We start from the raw sequence: 18,833 nt of genomic DNA, 5'->3' as shown, positions 1-18,833 counted from the left end.
TTCTGGCGCCTTCGCGAGCAAGCTCGCTCCTACAACACAGCTGTTCATTTCACTTCCGGTGGCGTGACGAAGGTGTGGTACGGCGCCGGCGATGGAATGCTCCACTCCAGCCCTTCGGCCCCTTCCCACGGCTTGGCCGGGGCCGGTTTGCCACCGCGAATGCACTTGATGACGATGAACAGGAAGAAGATCTGCGTCGCGCCGAAGGTGAAGGCGCCGATGGAGGACACCATGTTGAAGTCGGCGAACTGCAGGTTGTAGTCCGGAATCCGCCGCGGCATGCCCGCCAGACCCACGAAGTGCATAGGGAAGAAGGCCATGTTCATGCCGACGAAGGACAGCCAGAAGTGCAGCTTGCCCAGGGTTTCGTCGTACATGTACCCGGTCCACTTGGGCAACCAGTAATAGGCCGAGGCGAAGATCCCGAAGATCGCCCCCGGCACCAGCACGTAGTGGAAATGCGCCACCACGAAGTAGGTGTCCTGGTACTGGAAGTCCGCCGGGGCGATGGCCAGCATCAACCCGGAAAAGCCGCCAATGGTGAACAGAATGACAAAGGCCACGGCGAACAGCATCGGCGTCTCGAACGTCAGCGCGCCCTGCCACATGGTGCTCACCCAGTTGAACACCTTGACCCCGGTGGGCACGGCAATCAGCAGGGTGGCGTACATGAAGAACAGTTCGCCCACCAGCGGGATGCCCACCACGAACATGTGGTGCGCCCAGACGATGAACGACAGGAAGGCGATGGCCCCGGTGGCATAGACCATCGAGGTGTAGCCGAACAGCGGCTTGCGGCTGAAGGTGGGGATGATCGAGCTGACGGCGCCGAAGGCCGGCAGGATCATGATGTACACCTCGGGGTGACCGAAGAACCAGAACACGTGCTGGAACAACACCGGGTCACCACCGCCGGCAGCGCTGAAGAAGCTGGTGCCGAAGTGAATATCCATCAGCATCATGGTCACGCAACCAGCCAGCACCGGCATCACTGCGATCAGCAGGAAGGCGGTGATCAGCCAGGTCCAGACGAACAGCGGCATCTTCATCAGGGTCATGCCCGGGGCACGCAGGTTGAGGATGGTGGCGATCACGTTGATTGCCCCCATGATCGAACTGATGCCCATCAGGTGGATGGCGAAAATGAAGAAGGTCACGCTTTCCGGGGCGTAGGTGGTGGACAGCGGGGCGTAGAAGGTCCAGCCGAAGTTCGGCCCGCCGCCGGGCATGAATAACGTCGAAACCAGCATCAGGAAGGCCGCCGGCAACAGCCAGAAGCTGAAGTTGTTCATCCGCGGCAGGGCCATGTCCGGGGCGCCGATCATCAGCGGAATCATCCAGTTGGCCAGGCCGACGAAAGCCGGCATCACCGCGCCGAAGACCATCACCAGGCCATGCATGGTGGTCATCTGGTTGAAGAACGCCGGCTCGACGATCTGCAGCCCGGGCTGGAACAGCTCGGCGCGGATCACCATGGCGAAGGAGCCGCCCAGCAGGAACATCGCGAAGCTGAACCACAGGTACAGGGTGCCGATGTCCTTGTGGTTGGTGGTCAGTACCCAGCGCATCAGGCCCTTGGCGGGACCATGGGCGTGGTCATCATGGCCGGCGTGGCCGTGGTCATCGATCACTGCACTCATGCCCTGTCTCCTGCAAACGGGTGGGCTGGACGCTCAGGGACACTGCACCCCGAGCGGTTGCGGAAATACCCAATAAGCCGGCTCATTTGCTTTCCGCCTGTTTCAGCGCCAGCACTTCTTTTGGCGTGACCATGTCGCCCTTATTGTTGCCCCAGGCGTTGCGCTCGTAAGTGACGACGGCGGCGATGTCGACTTCCGACAACTGCTTGCCGAAGGCCGCCATGGCAGTCCCCGGTTTGCCGTGAAGGACGATATTCAAGTGATCGCCCTTGGGCCCGGTGGCGATCTTCGAGCCCTTGAGGGCCGGGAACATCGGCGGCAGGCCCTGGCCTTCCGCCTGGTGACAGGCGACGCAAGCGGTGTGGTAGACCTTATCGCCACGGGCCACCAGCTCATCGAGGGTCCATTCCTTGCTGGTCAGCTCCTTGAGCTTGGCGGCCTCGGCCTTGCGCTCGCCCATCCAGGTGTCGTAGTCGGCCTGGCTCTTGACCTCCACCACGATCGGCATGAAGCCGTGGTCCTTGCCGCACAGCTCGGCGCACTGGCCACGGTAGATGCCGGGCTTGTCGACCCGGGTCCAGGCTTCGTTGACGAAGCCCGGGATGGCGTCACGCTTGACCGCAAAGGCCGGCACCCACCAGGAGTGGATCACGTCGGCGGCGGTCACCAGGAAGCGCACCTTGGCCCCCACCGGCAGCACCAGGGGCTGGTCGACTTCCAGCAGGTAGTGCTCGCCCTTGACGCTCTTGTTGTGGATCTGTTCGGCGGGGGTGGCCAGGTTGCTGAAAAACTCCACATCCTGGCCGAGGTATTTGTAGTGCCACTTCCACTGGTAGCCGGTGATCTGGATGTCCACGTCCGGCTCGCTGGTGTCGTACATCTTGATCAGGGTCGCCGTCGCCGGGACAGCCATGGCCACCAGGATCAGGAAGGGGATGATGGTCCAGAGGATTTCCACGGTGGTGCTTTCGTGGAACCGGGCCGGGACCTGGCCCGTGGAGCGGCGGTGAACGATCATTGACCAGAACATCGCGCCGAAGACGATGACGCCGATCACCACACAGATCCAGAAGATGGTCATGTGCAGGTCGAATACCGCGTGGCTTATCTCGGTAGCCCCAGGCGTCATATTCACCGTCCAGGCGGCTTGCGCCTGGCTGAATATCGACAACAACAGGAGGCCCATCCAGACATGTGGATGTCGCATCATTGCGGGTTCCCCTTATCGTTCTTGTTATCCCGCCGGCTTAACACCTGCGGCAAGGGAGCGGCTGCCTAGACTACGAACTTAAACCGGCCGGGCCTCGCTGCATTTGCAGTCGGGCGTCATCAGCTAACTTCATACAAAGGCGAGTATAGACAGCGACTCTGACCTCGCAACGCGAGGGCGTAAATCAGCTGAAACACTGGAAAGGAGGTTTGCAGGCCACGGCACAAAAGGGATCGAGTGCCCGGGATGGCAGAACGATATAACCCCGCTGTCTAAGCATGAAATAATTATGACAAATGCGTCTTAAGCATTTTCGTAAGCAGGCTAACTTATGTTCTCCCTATTCAATTGCCCTTGTTCCCTGGAGTTTTCATGAACACCGCCGCATTGCGCGAGCAGATCCAACTGGCCCGGCAACACGAAGCCAGCACAGGCCTTCTGACCCGTCAGTTGGAAACGCAACTGCCTCACCTGCACCCTGCCATCCAGCTGCCCGAAGTCGACGCCAAGGACGTCATGACCCGTTTCGTCAGCGCCTACATCGATCAGGTTCCGGACCTGCTGGACGCCGCCAATGCGGTGGCCCGTGAAGCCGGCATCGAATCGCAGATCAAGCCTGTACTGAAGATCGCCGAGCAATTCTTCCTCCAGCCGCCGGCCATCATGGACGGCCACGTCGGCCTCGACAGCCTGCTGGACGAAGCCTACCTGGCACTGCGCCTGGTGGAAGAGGTCAACGATCTGTACATCAAGCACTTCGGCCGTCCACTGATCCCCCTGGACATGACGGTCGCCAACCTCATCGCCCACCAACTGATCGGTGAAACCTTCGCCAACCAGCTGGACGAAGCGGTACACCACGCGGTCGACGCCATGCTCGACGAAGAAAGCTTCGCCCTGGAATCAGTGGAAGCCTACCGCGACAAACTCAACAGCCCGGACACCGAGGCCGCCTGGAAACGCTGGCCCTGCCTGTCACGCCAGCTGGGCGTGGAGCTAGAGCTCGACCAGCCCGCCGCCTGAACCCACTCCTCGCCAGCAAGGCTCGCAACGAGCCTTGTGGCGAAGGGGGCAGCCCATTCCCTGCTGCCATCAACTTCTTGCTGACGCCACTCCAATCCCACCACCACTGCTCAAGCGTCCTTCCAGGCGTCGCTTCAAGCCCCGCGCCTCGATCATCAACCGCGACCCCTTGGCCTGATTGGCCCGAGTCCATTCCTCCAGCAGCTCCAGGCAGGCGTGATCGATGTAACTGAGGTGGTTGAGAGGCACATGCACCGTCGTCGCCGGTGGAATGCTCGCCAGAACCCGAGTCAGGGCCGGCACTTTGAGAAAGGTCGCGGCCCCCATCAGACGCAGCTCCATCTCGCCGGCGGCGGGAAGGTCGATCAGGCTGATCTTCAAGCGCGAGGCCTTGAACGCCAGCTTGGCCAGCGTCAGGGCAAAACCTATCAGCACCCCGGTCAGCAGATCACTGAAGACAATCGCCAGGGCCGTCACCGCGTAGGTCAACATCGGCATCCGCCCGTAGCGCCCAAGGCCGCGAAACACCTTGAGGTCCACCAGCTTGAAGCCGGTGTAGACCAGCACCCCGGCCAGGCTCGCCACCGGAATGCTCTGCAGCACGCTGGACAGCAGCAACACGAAACCCAGCAGCCACAGACCATGGAAGATCGTCGAGAAACGGGTCTGGGCCCCGGCCTGGAGGTTGGCCGAACTGCGCACGATGACCCCGGTCATCGGCAAGGCCCCAAGCAGGCCGCAGAGCATATTGCCCACGCCCTGGGCCGACAGTTCACGGTCGAAGTCCGAACGCACGCCGCTGTGCATGCGATCCACCGCAGCGGCAGACAGCAAGGTCTCGGCGCTGGCAATGAAGGCCACGGCGAAGGCCGCGATCAACAGGTTGGGGTCCGCCAGATTGAGCAGGTCGGCGGGGCGCAGCCAGTCGATGGCCTCACTCAGGTTGGCCGGCACCTCGACCCGCTTCACCTCCAGGGCCAGGACCAGGCTGGCCAGGGTCGCCAGGCCCACACCCAGCAACGCCCCCGGAATGAAGCGCAGCGATTGTGGCCGCCACTTGTCCCACCCCCACATCAGCGCGATGGTCGACAACCCCAGCAAGCCCGCCTGCCAACCCAGGCTCGGCAAGGCCTGGGCCAGCGCCTGAGGGAAACCGACAAGGTTAGCCAGCCCCGAGGCCTGGGGCGCGGCATCGAGCATCACATGCACCTGGGACAGCACGATCAACACACCAATCCCCGCCAGCATGCCGTAGACCACCGCCGGCGCCGTGACCCGGAACCAGCACCCCAGGCGCAGACGCCCGGCCAACAATTGCAGCAGCCCGGCCAACAGCAGGATCGGCCCGAGCATGGCCACACCGTGCTGGCGCACCAGTTCGAACACCAGCACCGCCAGCCCGGCAGCCGGACCGCTGACCTGCAAGGGCGAGCCCGCCAACCAGCCCACCACCAGCCCGCCGATGATCCCGGTGATCAGGCCCTTGGCTGGCGGCAGGCCCGAGGCAATGGCGATTCCCATGCACAGGGGCAGGGCCACCAGAAACACCACCACCGAAGCCAGCAGCTCCCGTGGCAGGACACTTTTCAACTGTGCTGCACGCATGACAGTTCTCCTGACTTTTGTTCAGGCGTGGCAAAGCCGGACCGCCAAACGGCGGCCCTGGCTACAACCACTCAGGTGTATTTAGGCGGGATTAGAAGCGCGCTTTGGGCGTCGCCACGGGGATCGGATGAGTGCCATCGAGCGGCAGGAAACAGCCCTTGTCCGCGTCGTAGGCCTTGATCGAACTGGTCTCGATGTCGTAGACCCAGCCATGGATGAACAATTGGCCGTTGGCCATGCGCGAAGCCACCGAAGGGTGGGTGCGCAGATGCTGCAACTGGGCGATGACGTTCTCCTCGGTCAGCACATGCATGCTGGAGGATTCATCGGCGCAATCGCAGTTCTCGTGGACCATGGTCCGCGCCACTTCGGCGTGCCGCAGCCAGGCCTTGACCGTAGGCATTTTCTCCAGGCTTTGCGGATTGAGCACCGCGCGCATGGCGCCGCAGTCCGAGTGCCCGCAGACGATGATGTGGTGCACCCCAAGGGCCAGCACCGCGTATTCGATCGCCGTGGAAACACCCCCGTTCATCTGCCCATAGGGCGGCACCACGTTGCCCACGTTGCGGGTCACGAACAGGTCGCCGGGAGAGCTCTGGGTAATGAGTTCGGGAACGATGCGCGAATCCGCGCAAGCAATGAACATCGCCCGTGGCCGCTGGGCGGTGGCGAGTTTCTTGAACAGTTCTTCCTGCTGCGGGAAGACTTCATGATGAAAATGCAAAAAGCCGTCAACGATATGCTGCAGCGCTGCATCGGCGGTTTCGGCAACCTCGGTGGGTGCGGGAGCCGACGCAGCCAACGGCTGTTTATCCTTGTCACTCATGATTCAGCCTCTCTGTCGGATTTGGTGAATTTTCCAGAATTATCCGGCACGACGCCAGTAATCGATTAAAAAATAACCGGGGCGCCGACCGCGACCCGTCGGTCACTTGATGGACAAGGTAGCGCTAAAAACTTAACTCAAACTGAATGGAACGCTCTAGAACGCCACTATGGGCGATGTCAAAAGGTGACCAGCGGACCTCCGTCAGCAACATCCGCTAGGCAACCATAGGCCAATGCTTCTCACAGCAACGACATCTGCCCCCCCGGCGGACAGAAGGCCGAGCAATCAAGATCGAAGCCCGCGCGCCGATCGAGCCCCAGGCGCTTGAGCGCCTTGGCGAAACGCTGGGCCAACAGGTCGGCGAAGGGCCCCTCACCGCGCATGCGGCTGCCGAAACGGCTGTCGTAGAGCTCACCACCCCGGCTCTGGCGGATCAGGCTGAGCACATGGGCGGCCCGCTGCGGGTAATGCGCCGCCAGCCACTCCTCGAACAGCGGCGCCACCTCCAGGGGCAGGCGCAGCATCATGTAGGCCGCGCTCTGCGCCCCGGCGGCATGGGCCTCGCTGAGCAGGCTTTCCAGTTCGCTGTCGTTGATCATCGGGATCATCGGCGAACACAGCACCCCCACCGGAACGCCCGCTTCACGCATCACCCGGATCGCCCGCAAACGCGCCTTGGGCGCCGCCGCCCGGGGTTCGAGAATGCGCTTCAACTCATCGTCCAGGGTGGTCAGGCTGATCATCACCGCCACCAGCCGCTGCCGGGCCAGCTCGACCAGCAGGTCCAGGTCCCTCAGGATCAGCGAGCCCTTGGTGACGATGGTCACCGGATGCCGATAGCGCAGCAGCACTTCCAGGGTGCGTCGGGTCAGTTGCTGCTCACGCTCGATGGGCTGGTAGGGGTCGGTATTGGACCCCAGGTTGATCGGGGCACAGCGATAGCCGGGCTTGGACAGTTGCTGCTCCAGCAGCGCGGCGGTGTTGCTCTTGGCGATCAGCTTGGTTTCAAAATCCAGCCCCGGGGACATATCCCAATAGGCATGGCTGGGCCGCGCGTAGCAATAGATGCAGCCGTGCTCACAGCCGCGATAGGGGTTGATCGAGCGATCGAAGGGCAGGTCCGGCGAGGTGTTGCGGGTAATGATGGATTTCGCCGTTTCAAAACGCACCTCGGTGCCCTGGGTCAGCGGCACTTCCTGGTACCAGCCGTCGTCCTCGGCCACCGAACGATTGGGCGCGAAACGATTGTGCGGATTGCTCGCGGTACCGCGACCACGGGGAGGCAGGGGGGTGAACATGGGAGCGCTCCATTACTGTATGCATACACAGTAATGGAGCCGGATTTATCTGACCAGCACCGCCGGACCGAAACCCACCCCCCGCAAGTGAACGCTCCCCGGCGCGACACAGGCCGCACCTTCGCCGGCAAGCCGGCTCCTACAGGTTTGTGGCGTTGGGGTATAAGGCAGGCTCAAAGAACAGGAGCGCAAACATGCCCAGGACACCTGGCAGGCTGGAAAAGATCTTCTACGCAGCGGATGCCTACCTCCCCAGCTACGAACAAGGCGCCGACCTGATCATCGTCAGGGCGCCCGATGGCCAGCTCTGGGGCCTGGCCTGCGAATTCGAGCTGTGCACCCAGGACATCGAAAAGGCCACAGTGAACGACCAGCAACCTTTCGATGAAGCGGACCCGAAGTTCGCCGCGGTGCGCTGGAGCGCCCACCACGATGGCATCGGCCTGCTCCCCGCCAGCTGGGAAGACCTGATGAACGCCGGACTGGCGGACTGCATCGCCGGCTATCAACTGGAAAGCCGCTTGGGCATCCAGCGCTTCACCCAGGACTGAACAGCCACCACCGGACCGACGCCCGCAGCGGGCGCCGGCCTCGACGCTAGCGACCAGTGAACGGCCCCAAATCATCGTTGGACGTGCTCTGCAGGTCGCCATTGCGCAACGCCGCCACGTCCCCGGCCTTCACCGCCGACGCCTGGTTGCCCCAGCTGCCGCGGATGAAGTTGACCACATCGGCCACCTCCTGGTCCGACAGGCGCCAGGCGAAAGGCGGCATGGTGAAGGTCGACGGCGCGCTGTGGGTGGCCGGCAAGGTGCCGCCCTTGAGCACGATGTGAATCAGCGAGGTGGCATCCGCCGATTGCAGCACCGGATTGCCCGCCAGCGCCGGGAACACCCGGGTGTAGCCCTGGCCATCGGTGCGATGGCAGGCTGCGCAGTTGTCGATGTACACCGCCGCGCCGGGCTGGCTGTCGTCACCTTTCCACAGGGCCTCGGCCACCTGCTGGTCATACGAGTGCGGCTGATCCTTGGGATCATTGGCCGGCAGCGACTTGAGGTAGCGGGCAATCGCCGTCAGGTCGGCCTCGCTCATGTACTGCATGCTGTGCACCACCACATCGCTCATGCCGCCGAACACCGCACTGCGATCGCTGCGGCCGGTCTTGAGGAAATGCACCAGCTGCTCTTCGCTCCAGCTGCCCAGGCCATCCTTGTGGTCACCGCGCAGGCTCTTGGCGATCCAGCCCTCCAACGGCGCGCTGCCAGAGAGGAAGTCGCTGCCCTCACTGGCGCTCAGGGCCTTCTCTTGCATGGTCAGAGCCCGTGGCGTGTGGCAGGCGCCACAGTGGCCCAGGCCCTCCACCAGATAGGCACCGCGGCTGATCACCGGATCGCTGCCGGTCGCGAGCGCCGGGGTCTCCACGCTCGGGGCGAACATCCAGCGCCAGATCGACAGCGGCCAGCGCATGCTCAGGGGCCAGGGAATGTCGCTGTCCTGGTTGTCCCTGACCACCGGGGCCACGCCTTTCATGAAGTAGGCGTACAGCGCCTGCATGTCGGCGTCGCTGACCCGGGCATAGGACGGGAAGGGCATGGCCGGATACAGGGTGCTGCCGTCCTTGGCCACGCCATGGCGCACGGCCTGGTCGAAGTCCTCGAAGCTGTAGTCGCCGATGCCGGTCTTGTCCGGGGTGATGTTGGTGGAATAGATCACCCCGATGGGGGTTTCCATCGGTAGCCCGCCAGCGAACGGCTGGCCGTCCTTGGCGGTGTGGCAGGCCACGCAGTCACCGGCACGGGCCAGGTACTCGCCCTGCTTCACCAGGGCCTGCTGATCCACTTCGGCGGCGCTGACAGAGGCGCTGCCCAGCAGCGCCAGGGTGGCGATAACGAGTGCTTTCATGGTCATCGCTCCTTATGCCTGCACCAGCGGGCCGGGGTTTTTCAGGTACTGCTCGCGGATCGCCCGAGCCGACCAGTAGGTCAGCGCCGCCACCAGGCCGGTGGGGTTGTAGCCCAGGCCCTGGGGGAAGGCCGAAGCCCCGGGAACGAAGACGTTGTGCACGTCCCAGCTCTGCAAGTAGCGGTTCAGGGCACTGGTCTTGGGGTCGGTGCCCATGATCGCGCCACCGTTCAGGTGCGTGGTCTGGTAGGACGCGGTGTTGAAGTGCTCCCCTACCTGCTTGCCCAGTCGGGCAATGGCCTTGGGATTCATCGCCTCGGCGATCTTGCCCATCTTCTCGACCATGAAACGGTTCATCTTGATGTCGTTTTCCTGCCAGTCGAAGGTCATCCGCAGCAGAGGCAAGCCGTAGGCATCGCGGTACACCGGGTCCAGATCCAGGTAGTTGCTGCGGTAGGACTGATGCGCGCCGTGGGCGTCCATGGATACCTGGTGGGTGTAGTAATCGGCAGTGGCCTTCTTCCAGGCGCTGCCCCAAGTCGGGGTGCCCGGCGGGTTCGAGGTGCCGGCGATCGGCCGGCTGCCGGCCTGGTTGACCCACATCGGCGAGCCGCCGACGAAGCCGTGCGGGCCGTGGTCGAAGTTGTCGGCGTTGAAGTCGTCCACCGCCACGCCGTTGCCGCCGGCGCCGATGAAGTTGTTGGTGTGCACGTCCTTGTCGAAGTAGGCCTTGATGGTGGCCATGTTCTGGTAGGCGAAGTTCCTGCCCACCACGCCTTCGCCGCTGATCGGGTCGTAGGGCTTGCCGATACCCGACAGCAGCATCAGGCGCACGTTGTGCAACTGGAAGGCGCCGAGGATCACCAGGTCCGCCGGCTGCTCGATCTCCCGGCCCTGGCCGTCGACATAGGTGACGCCCGTGGCGCGGGTCTTGCTGCTGTCGAGGTTGACCTTGAGCACGTGGGCGTTGGGGCGCAACTCGAAATTCGGCAGCGGCTTGAGGGCCGGCAGGATGTTCACGTTGGGCGAGGCCTTGGAATACATGTAGCAGACGTAGCCGCTGCAGAAGCCGCAGAAATTGCACGGGCCCATTTGCGCGCCATAAGGGTTGGTGTAAGGCCCCGAGGTATTGGCCGACGGCAGGTTGTAGGGCTTGTAGCCCACTTCATGGGCGGCTTTCTGGAACAGCTGTGCGGAATAGGTGTTTTTCTGCGACTCCAGGGGGAAGTGGTCCGAGCGATCCGGTGCATAAGGGTTGCCGCCCTTGCCGTCGCCCACCAACTGGCCCTTCACGGTCCAGGCCTGGCCCGAGGTGCCGAAGACCTTTTCCGCGAAGTCGAAGAACGGCTCCAGCTCTTCGTAGCTGACGCCGAAGTCCTGGATGGTCATGTCCTTGGGGATGAAATGCTTGCCGTAGCGCTCTTCGTAATGACTGCGCATGCGCAGCTCGATGGGGTCGACGCGAAAGTGCACGCCAGACCAGTGCAGGCCGGCGCCGCCCACGCCGTTGCCCGGCAGGAAGGCGCCGAGTTGCCGGTTGGGCAAGGCCACGTCGTTGACGCTGTGGCGAATGGTCACCGTTTCTTTGGAAATGTCCTGGAAGAGTTTCTTGCGCACGCTGTAGGTGAGCTCGTCGATCACCTGGGGATAACTGCCGTCAGGGTAGGTGTCCTGCATTGGCCCGCGCTCCAGCGCCAGCACGTTGAGCCCGGCTTCGGTCAGCTCCTTGGCCATGATCGCGCCGGTCCAGCCGAAACCGACGATCACCGCGTCGACCTTCTTCATCACTGTTGCCATGCTCAAGCCCTCTGGCCGCGAATCGATACTGCCGGGAAGGGGTATTGCTCGTTGCGTTCCACCCAATCCATGAAATCGGCGCGCGCGCCGGGAAAGCCGATCAGGGTCCAGCCCACCAGGCCTTTATTGCCGCCGTGGATCGGATCGCTGAAGAAGCCTTCCTTGGTGTTCTGCAACAGCAGATTGAAGAAAAGCTTGGCCGGGAGCGCCTCGAACTGCGGGGTTCCGGCTTCCAGCTGCTTGAGCAAAGCGTCTCGGGTAGCGCTGTCTTGCGCAGCAAAAACTTGACCCTTGAGGTCTTTGCACCATGCATCCACAGCGGCAATGCCCAGGCGATAGATGTCTTTGGGCACCAGCTTGCTCTGCCAACCCATCTCCGGTGCGGCGTCGGCCTTGAACGGGCCTTGCATGTACCACAGGGCGCCGGCGGCGTAGGGGGTGTTCATTTGGCGGTCGATGTACTCCGGCACCCCGGCTTCCAGGGCACCTGGCCCCATTTCGTCCGCCGGGATCAGGCGCTCCACCGCCGCCTTGATGAAGGCCCACTCTTCGGCGCTGAAGTAACTGGGCTCATAGTTCTGGCTGCCGCTGGGCAGCTTGCTCGGCGCCGCCGGCCTGGCAGCGACGGCCGTATCGGGCGCGGCCGCCAGCATGGAACTGCCCAGGCCGGTACTGGCGACAGTGACCACAGGGATCAAGGTCAAGGATTTACGCAAAAACTCACGCCGCGGGTTGTCTCGATCTTGATCAGACATGGGTGCACCTCATCAGGCATTGATGGAAAGGTCAGCCGCGTCATGGCGCGACTTTGTGTTTTGGCAACGCAGAAGGCCGGGCAAGACCCGGTTTTTATGAGCACATCAGCAAAATTTGGTTACAAATGGTAGCAGGCTAAGCATTTGGATGAACCGTTTCAGGCGAAAAAAAGATCAGAAGCGGCGGAAAATTACGTATCAGCTTCAGGTTTCTATGACTGTTGGCTCACGGGGCATTGCTGGCCAATGGCGGCTGCAGCACCCGTGTGTTCGCCACCTGTTCGGGGAAAAGCTGGTTCGAAACGGTGGGGGGTCAGGGGGCCGCGTAGGAGCGAGCTGGCTCGCCAAAGCCCACGGGGCGAAGGAAGGGGGGCGAATCGCTTTGCCGGCAAGCCGGCTCCTACCAGGGAGCCGGCTTTGTCTGGCGTGGTCAGTCGGTTTTTTTCTTCAACTTGGGGTTGGGGAAGAACTGCACCGATTGCACCTTGGTGTCGGCCACCTTGGGCGTCGCGCTGTTGACCCGGGTCCCGAGTTCCTTGGGCACCGACAGGCCCTGCTCGTTGAGGGTGTCGGAGTAGCCACAGGCCACGCACTCGCGATGGGGTACGTCGTCCTCACTCCACATCATCAGCTTGTCCTGCTCACTGCACGCCGGGCATACCGCCCCGGCGATAAAGCGTTTCTTGGTCTTCACGGGTGCGTCACTCATGCTGCCGCGTCCTCGCTGAGGCCGCTGTGACGCAAGAGTGCGTCAATCGACGGCGCCCGTCCGCGGAAATCGACAAACAGCACCATCGGCTCCTGGGAGCCGCCACGGGCCAGGATCGCCTCGCGGAACGCGCGCCCGGTGGCCGGGTTGAGCACGCCGTCTTCCTCGAACTTGGAGAAGGCATCGGCCGACAGCACTTCCGCCCACTTGTAGCTGTAGTAACCCGCGGCATAACCGCCGGCAAAGATGTGGGCGAAGCTGTTGGGGAAGCGGTTGTAGGCCGGCGGACGCATCACCGAGACCTCGTCACGCACGGTTTCCAGCACTTGCAGCACGCTGCGGCCATCGCCGTGGGTGGCATGCAGTTCGAAGTCGAACAGCGAGAATTCCAGCTGGCGCACCATCATCAGCCCGGACTGGAAGTTCTTTGCCGCGAGCATCTTCTGCAGCAGGTCCTGGGGCAGCGGCTCGCCGGTTTCATAGTGACCGGAGATCAGCGCCAGGCCTTCGGGCTCCCAGCACCAGTTCTCCATGAACTGGCTCGGCAGCTCCACCGCGTCCCAGGCCACGCCATTGATCCCGGAGACTCCGGCATGCTCGACCCGGGTCAGCAGGTGGTGCAGGCCATGGCCGAACTCGTGGAACAGGGTGGTGACTTCGTCGTGGGTCAGGAGTGCAGGCTTGCCGCTGTCGGCCGGGGTGAAGTTGCACACCAGGTTGGCCACCGGGCTCTGCAACACACCGTCAACGGTGCGGCGACGGTCGCGGGCACCGTCCATCCAGGCACCGCCACGCTTGTTGGAGCGGGCGTAGAGGTCGAAGAAGAAACGGCCGACGTGCTGACCGTTTTCCTTGATTTCGAACAGGCGCACGTCCGGGTGCCAGCTGTCGAAGCCCTGCTGCTCGGCAATCTCGATGCCATACAGGCGCTGGACAATGGCGAACAGGCCGCCAAGTACCTTGTCGATGGGGAAGTAGGCGCGCAAGGCTTCCTGGGACACGCTGTAACGCTGCTCGCGCAGCTTCTCGCCATAGAAACCGCTGTCCCAGCTTTGCAGGTCAGGGCAACCCTGTTCGGCGGCATAGGCCCGCAGCTGTTCCAGGTCCTGAGCGGCAAAGGGTTTGCTGCGCTTGGCCAGGTCCCGCAGGAAGCTCAGTACCTGATCGCTGGACTCGGCCATCTTGGTGGCCAGGCTCAGCTCGGAGAAACTGGCAAAGCCCAGGAGCTTGGCCAGTTCCTGACGCAGGTCGAGGATCTCTTCCATCACCGGGCCGTTGTCGTTCTGACCGGCGTTAGGGCCTTGGTCCGACGCCCGGGTGCAGTAGGCGGCATAGACCTCTTCACGCAGGGCACGGTCCTGGGCGTAGGTCATCACCGCGTAGTAGCTGGGGAATTCCAGGGTGATCAGCCAGCCGTCCAGGCCTTTGGCCTGGGCCGCGGCGGCCATTTGCGCCTTGGCCGAGTCGGTCAGGCCGGCCAGGGCCGCTTCGTCGGTGATGTGTTTGGTCCAGGCCTGGGTGGCGTCCAGCAACTGGTTGGAGAAACGGCTGGCCAGCTCCGAGAGCCGGCTTTGTACCTCTGCGTAGCGCTGTTGCTGCTCGGGCGGCAAGTCGATACCCGACAGGCGGAAGTCCCGCAGGGAGTGTTCGAGGATGGTTTTCTGCGCCACGTCGAAACCGGCGGCTTCGGGGCTCTTGGCCAGGGCGTCGAAGGCCTGGAACAGCTCGCGGTTCTGGCCCATTTCCGTGGAGTAGGCGCTCAAGGCCGGCAGACAGGCCTCGTAGGCTTCACGCAGTTCGGCGCTGTTGCACACCGCGTTGAGGTGGCTGACCGGGCTCCAGGCCGCGCTCAGGCGGTCATTGAGCTCGTCCATGGCCAATACCAGACCGGCCCAGGTGGGCTGGGTGGCTTGGGTCTTGAGGATTTCAGCGATAGCGGCGCGGTTGTCAGCCAGGATCTGTTCGATGGCCGGTTGCACATGCTCGGCGCGGATCGCCGAGAACGGCGGCAGGTCGTAGGGCTGCAGAAGAGGGTTGTTCACACTCACGGTGGGCACCTTGGCTGGAAGAAACATGCAGGGAAACGTAGCACCATCTTAATTACAATGAGCGGCCACCGCAGCTATAGCCCCCATTAATAAATCTCAGAGAGGCATTCGCACTTGGCCATTCGCAGCTATCAGAACCACACCCCGAGCCTGGGCGAACGGGCCTTTGTCGACCACTCGGCAGTGGTCATCGGCGACGTCGAGATCGGCGCCGACAGCTCGGTCTGGCCCCTGACGGTGATCCGCGGCGACATGCACCGCATCCGCATCGGCGCGCGCACCAGCGTGCAGGATGCCAGCGTGCTGCACATCACCCACGCCGGCCCCTTCAACCCCGACGGCTTCCCGCTGCTGATCGGCGACGACGTGACCATCGCCCACAAAGTCATGCTCCACGGTTGCCGCATCGGCAGCCGGGTGCTGATCGGCATGGGCAGCATCGTCATGGACGGCGCGGTGGTGGAAGACGACGTGATCGTCGGCGCCGGCAGCCTGGTGCCACCGGGCAAGCACCTGGAAAGCGGCTTTCTCTACGTCGGCAGCCCGGTGAAGCAGGCGCGCCCGCTGACCGACAAGGAGCGCGCCTTCTTCACCTACAGCGCCGCCAACTACGTGAAGCTCAAGGACCTGCACCTGGCCGAAGGCTACGACCGTCCCTGATCTGCTACTGACTGCCGAGGAACTGCCATGCATTACCAAACCGTCCTGTTCGACCTCGACGGCACCCTGACCGATCCCCGCGAAGGCATTACCCGCTCGATCCAGTTCGCCCTGGGCAAGCTGGGGATCGACGAGCCGGACCTGACCCGGCTGGAGCACTTCATCGGCCCACCGCTGTTGCAGGCTTTCATGCAGTTCTACGGTTTCGACGAAGCCCGGGCCTGGGAGGCGGTGAACTTCTATCGCGAACGCTTCAAGGTCACCGGCCTGTATGAGAACCGGGTCTTCGACGGGGTCGCGCCGCTGCTGGAAACCCTCGGCGGGCAAGGGCGCCAGCTGTACATCGCCACCTCCAAGCCCTGGGTGTTCGCCCGGGAAATCGCCCGCCATTTCGACTTCGCCCGGCACTTCAAGGTGATTTACGGCAGCGAACTGGACGGCACCCGCACCGACAAAGTGGAGCTGATCGCCCATTTGCTGGAGCAGGAACAGCTGGACCCGGCCAGCACCCTGATGATCGGCGATCGCAAGCACGACCTGATCGGCGCCAAGCGCAATGGCTTGGATGCGGCGGCGGTGGGGTATGGATTCGGCAGCCGTGAGGAGCTGAGTGCCGAAGCTCCGGCCTATCACTTTGAGACGCTGGCCGAGTTGCATCAGGCGTTTTTGCGGCGTTAGAACCGCTGTTCGCCGGCAAGCCGGCGCCTACAGGTCAGGGGTGGGAGCCGGCTTGGCGGATAAGGCGCTCTGCAGCCTGAGCAAATCAGCCTTGCGCTGCTCGGCCGGCAGGCGCCCCAGTTTCTCCACTGCAAGGAAGAACGCCGGCCAGTCGCCATTGACCTCCTTGAACAGCGCGGCAAACGCCGGCACCCATTGGTCGTACAGACCGAAGGGCAGCAGCCGGGCGTTGTTCAACGGTGCGTTGATCCAGGCGTCATAGCGCTTGGAACCGGCCCACTCGCGGTCCCGCAGCTGCCGATAATCACGGCGCAGCACCTCGAACTCCTGGGCCTTGCGCTGGCGCATCTGCTCGGCGGACAAGGGTTGGGCATACAACTGCTCCAGGCGTTTGCGAGCATCCAGCAACAGCTGGATGAACTGATCCCGTTGACGGACATCGGCGTTGTCCTGGGGCGGCAACCCACGATAGGCCCGCCACTGGCGGGTGCCTTCCTGCTCGACGAAAGTGGCGAAGGACTCATTGAACTCGGTGTCGTCCTTCACATAGAAGCGCTGGTGCGCCAGCTCATGGAAGATCAGGGTCGCCAGACGCTCATCGCCCCAATGCATCATCGAACTGATGATCGGGTCATCGAACCAGCCCAGGGTCGAATAGGCCTCCACCCCGCCGATCGCCACGTCCATGCCTTTTTGCCGCTGCAGCGCCGCCTCGCCCCGGGCGGCGCCCTGGCTGTAGTAGCCGCGGTAGGCCACGCAACCGGCAATGGGGAAGCAATGGGTCTGCGGGCTCAGGGAAAACTCCGGGGTAGCGAACACGTTCCACACCACATAGGGCCGGCCGATGTCGACGTACAGCCGGTAGCTGTTGTTATCCGGCAGGTGCAGATGCTGGCTGGCAAAGGTACGGGCCCGTTGCGACTGGGCCAGATGGGCCCGCAGGGTCGGGTCGCGGGTGGGGTCGGCGACCACCTGGGCCACCGGCGTGCGAGCCCGCAACAGGTGCATCTGGCCGCTGGCCAACTGGCTGTAATACGCAACGCTGCTGCAACCGTTGAGCAGCAAAAGCGTCAGGGCCGCAAACAAAAAGCGCAAAAGAGGATCAAGTAACCCATGGCTTGAACGCGGCCTATTCAATTGGAATCATCCACAGAGAGTCTGCCCGCAAGACTATCTCGCCAACCTGGAGTTTCGCCACGTGCGTGTTGCTGCCGACGGCCGCACTCTTGTCTTTCGCCGGCGGCGCCAGACTGCCCGAACCGGCCCCGGCGCAAGCCTGGATCGACCTCACGCCGCCCCCAGGACCGCCACCTGCTGGCTGATGAGCAGCACACCCTGCTGGCGGCGGGCTGCCAGCGCAATTGATCGGCGCTATGCTGAGGGCCTTTCGCTTACTCGGCCTCCGTCATGCGCCCACTTCTGTTGATCCTCGCCCTTGCCACCCTCAGTGCCTGCAGCACGCCCCTGCCCAGTGTCGATCCGCAACAGGCCTGGATCGACCTGGCCACGCCGACGCCGGGGGGCAAGCTGGTCATGGCCGAGCGCCTGGACAACCAGCGCCTGCGGGACGGGCGTTTCTTCCAGGTCAGCCCCGGCAGCCACGAGCTGATGGTGCGTTTCGACTTCGAGGTGTTCGGCGGCGGCATGGGCATGACCACCGATCCCCAGGAGCGACTGTGCTACCTGAGCCTGCGCTACGACCATTTTGAAGCCGGCCAGCGCTATCGCCTGGAGGCGCGCAACCTGGCCTTCACTCCCAGCGCCCGGCTGTACAACGCCAAGCGCGAGATCGTCGCCGAGGAGCGCCTGATCAACTGCGTGCCGTGAGCCGGCTCAGCGATCGTTCTTCTGATAGATGATCTTCTTCGTGCCGTTCTCACAGCTGCCGACCACCATGTTGTTGTCGTGGACCTCGTCGTTGGTGACGATTTCCAGCGTGTAGGAGGCAACGCCCTGGGCCTGGATCTTGGCTTCGATCTCGGCCTTGAGTTCCTCGCAGGGCTTGGGGGCGGCGAAGGCCGATGTGGCCAGCGCACAGCAAACAACCGCCAAGGCAAAACGTTTCATGATCTCAAGCTCCCTTGCTACGGCGCGCACGAGCATGCGCTGAAGCCGCAGTCGCGTATTCGACCACAGGTTCTTGTCCGCCGCACAGACGCATTCACCGGCATGCCGGCTCCTGCCAACCGAAGCAGGAGCTGGCTTGCCGACGCAACGATCAACCCAGCAGCGTCGCTTCCAGGCTGATCTTGGCATTGAGCACCTTGGACACCGGACACCCTTCCTTGGCCTTGTTGCTCAGCTCCGTGAACTGCTGCTGGCTGGCGCCGGGGATCTTCGCCTTGAGGATCAGGTGCACCGCCGTGATGGCGAAGCCGCCGTCCACCTGATCCAGGGTCACTTCCGCCTGGGTATCGATGCTGTCGGCCTTGAGCCCGGCATCACCGAGAATCATCGAAAACGCCATGGAGAAGCAGCCCGCATGGGCCGCACCGATCAACTCTTCCGGATTGGTGCCCTTGCCACCTTCAAAACGTGCCTTGAAGCCATAGGGCGCCTCACGCAACACCCCGGTTTCGGTCGAGATCGAGCCGATGCCGGTTTTCAGATCACCTTCCCAATGAGCCGAAGCCTTCTTTTTGATACTCATCTCTTTCTCCTCAAGAACCGGGTGCGAAG

General features: G+C 63.2%; 18 protein-coding genes. 5 read left to right on the top strand and 13 right to left on the bottom strand.

Features of this window, described 5'->3' with window-relative positions; genetic code table 11:
* Positions 1–44 precede the first annotated feature (44 nt).
* On the bottom strand, positions 45–1,640 hold the full coding sequence (gene ctaD, locus KHO49_RS01405) for a cytochrome c oxidase subunit I (RefSeq protein ID WP_102881437.1): 1,596 nt from the start codon (positions 1,638–1,640) through the stop codon (positions 45–47).
* 82 nt (positions 1,641–1,722) lie between these two features.
* Positions 1,723–2,850: a cytochrome c oxidase subunit II gene (coxB, locus tag KHO49_RS01400; protein ID WP_102862476.1), complete on the bottom strand. Its 1,128-nt coding sequence runs from the start codon at positions 2,848–2,850 to the stop codon at positions 1,723–1,725.
* Between the two features lie 372 nt (positions 2,851–3,222).
* Here coxB and KHO49_RS01395 point away from each other — a divergent pair, with 372 nt between their 5' ends.
* A complete protein-coding gene (locus tag KHO49_RS01395; RefSeq protein ID WP_102881436.1) occupies positions 3,223–3,873 on the top strand; it encodes a hypothetical protein in 651 nt (216 codons plus the stop codon).
* A gap of 69 nt (positions 3,874–3,942) precedes the next feature.
* Here KHO49_RS01395 and KHO49_RS01390 read toward each other — a convergent pair whose 3' ends face one another.
* From KHO49_RS01390 to KHO49_RS01380, 3 genes are all read right to left on the bottom strand, one after another.
* Positions 3,943–5,478, bottom strand: a complete 1,536-nt coding sequence (locus KHO49_RS01390; protein ID WP_213664503.1) for a SulP family inorganic anion transporter — start codon at positions 5,476–5,478, stop codon at positions 3,943–3,945.
* A 91-nt stretch (positions 5,479–5,569) separates the two neighbouring features.
* On the bottom strand, positions 5,570–6,304 hold the full coding sequence (locus KHO49_RS01385; protein WP_102862473.1) for a carbonic anhydrase: 735 nt from the start codon (positions 6,302–6,304) through the stop codon (positions 5,570–5,572).
* A 242-nt stretch (positions 6,305–6,546) separates the two neighbouring features.
* Entirely contained in the window at positions 6,547–7,605 is a 1,059-nt protein-coding gene (locus tag KHO49_RS01380; protein WP_110594127.1) for a PA0069 family radical SAM protein, read from the bottom strand.
* A 194-nt stretch (positions 7,606–7,799) separates the two neighbouring features.
* On the opposite strand from KHO49_RS01380, the gene KHO49_RS01375 reads away from it, so the two are divergent.
* Positions 7,800–8,156, top strand: a complete 357-nt coding sequence (locus KHO49_RS01375; protein ID WP_110652527.1) for a hypothetical protein — start codon at positions 7,800–7,802, stop codon at positions 8,154–8,156.
* 46 nt (positions 8,157–8,202) lie between these two features.
* Here the strand turns inward: KHO49_RS01375 and KHO49_RS01370 are convergent, their stop codons facing one another.
* From KHO49_RS01370 to prlC, 5 genes are all read right to left on the bottom strand, one after another.
* Positions 8,203–9,507 (bottom strand): c-type cytochrome, encoded by a 1,305-nt coding sequence (locus KHO49_RS01370; protein WP_213664502.1) that lies wholly within the window; start codon positions 9,505–9,507, stop codon positions 8,203–8,205.
* A gap of 12 nt (positions 9,508–9,519) precedes the next feature.
* On the bottom strand, positions 9,520–11,304 hold the full coding sequence (locus KHO49_RS01365; protein WP_102881431.1) for a GMC family oxidoreductase: 1,785 nt from the start codon (positions 11,302–11,304) through the stop codon (positions 9,520–9,522).
* Between the two features lie 2 nt (positions 11,305–11,306).
* Positions 11,307–12,059 (bottom strand): gluconate 2-dehydrogenase subunit 3 family protein, encoded by a 753-nt coding sequence (locus KHO49_RS01360; protein WP_213664501.1) that lies wholly within the window; start codon positions 12,057–12,059, stop codon positions 11,307–11,309.
* 430 nt (positions 12,060–12,489) lie between these two features.
* Complete coding sequence (locus tag KHO49_RS01355) at positions 12,490–12,768, bottom strand: YheV family putative zinc ribbon protein (protein WP_047290196.1); 279 nt, start codon at positions 12,766–12,768, stop codon at positions 12,490–12,492.
* On the bottom strand, positions 12,765–14,843 hold the full coding sequence (prlC, locus tag KHO49_RS01350; RefSeq protein ID WP_170001361.1) for an oligopeptidase A: 2,079 nt from the start codon (positions 14,841–14,843) through the stop codon (positions 12,765–12,767). Before prlC ends, KHO49_RS01355 begins: the two co-directional genes overlap by 4 nt.
* Before the next feature lie 87 nt (positions 14,844–14,930).
* Between prlC and KHO49_RS01345 the strand changes: the two genes are divergently transcribed.
* Both KHO49_RS01345 and KHO49_RS01340 read left to right on the top strand, forming a co-directional pair.
* On the top strand, positions 14,931–15,476 hold the full coding sequence (locus tag KHO49_RS01345; RefSeq protein WP_123390219.1) for a gamma carbonic anhydrase family protein: 546 nt from the start codon (positions 14,931–14,933) through the stop codon (positions 15,474–15,476).
* Between the two features lie 27 nt (positions 15,477–15,503).
* Positions 15,504–16,154 (top strand): HAD family hydrolase, encoded by a 651-nt coding sequence (locus KHO49_RS01340; RefSeq protein WP_102862466.1) that lies wholly within the window; start codon positions 15,504–15,506, stop codon positions 16,152–16,154.
* A gap of 27 nt (positions 16,155–16,181) precedes the next feature.
* On the opposite strand, the gene KHO49_RS01335 is transcribed toward KHO49_RS01340, so the two are convergent.
* Positions 16,182–17,291, bottom strand: a complete 1,110-nt coding sequence (locus KHO49_RS01335) for an aminopeptidase (protein ID WP_102881429.1) — start codon at positions 17,289–17,291, stop codon at positions 16,182–16,184.
* Positions 17,292–17,561: 270 nt separating this feature from the next.
* Between KHO49_RS01335 and KHO49_RS01330 the strand changes: the two genes are divergently transcribed.
* Positions 17,562–17,981, top strand: a complete 420-nt coding sequence (locus tag KHO49_RS01330) for a PA0061/PA0062 family lipoprotein (RefSeq protein ID WP_102862464.1) — start codon at positions 17,562–17,564, stop codon at positions 17,979–17,981.
* A gap of 6 nt (positions 17,982–17,987) precedes the next feature.
* On the opposite strand, the gene KHO49_RS01325 is transcribed toward KHO49_RS01330, so the two are convergent.
* Together KHO49_RS01325 and KHO49_RS01320 are read right to left on the bottom strand one after the other, a co-directional pair.
* The gene (locus KHO49_RS01325) at positions 17,988–18,221 is read right to left on the bottom strand and encodes a DUF1161 domain-containing protein (RefSeq protein WP_102862463.1); all 234 of its coding nucleotides are present in this window, start codon (positions 18,219–18,221) and stop codon (positions 17,988–17,990) included.
* Positions 18,222–18,372: 151 nt separating this feature from the next.
* Positions 18,373–18,804 carry an OsmC family protein gene (locus tag KHO49_RS01320; protein WP_102862462.1) on the bottom strand — a complete coding sequence of 144 codons (432 nt, stop codon included), beginning with the start codon at positions 18,802–18,804 and terminating at the stop codon, positions 18,373–18,375.
* Positions 18,805–18,833 lie beyond the last annotated feature (29 nt).

The organism is Pseudomonas sp. RC4D1 (assembly GCF_018390395.1).
Classification (GTDB): domain Bacteria; phylum Pseudomonadota; class Gammaproteobacteria; order Pseudomonadales; family Pseudomonadaceae; genus Aquipseudomonas; species Aquipseudomonas danubii.
This window is presented reverse-complemented; position numbering and strand designations above follow the sequence as displayed.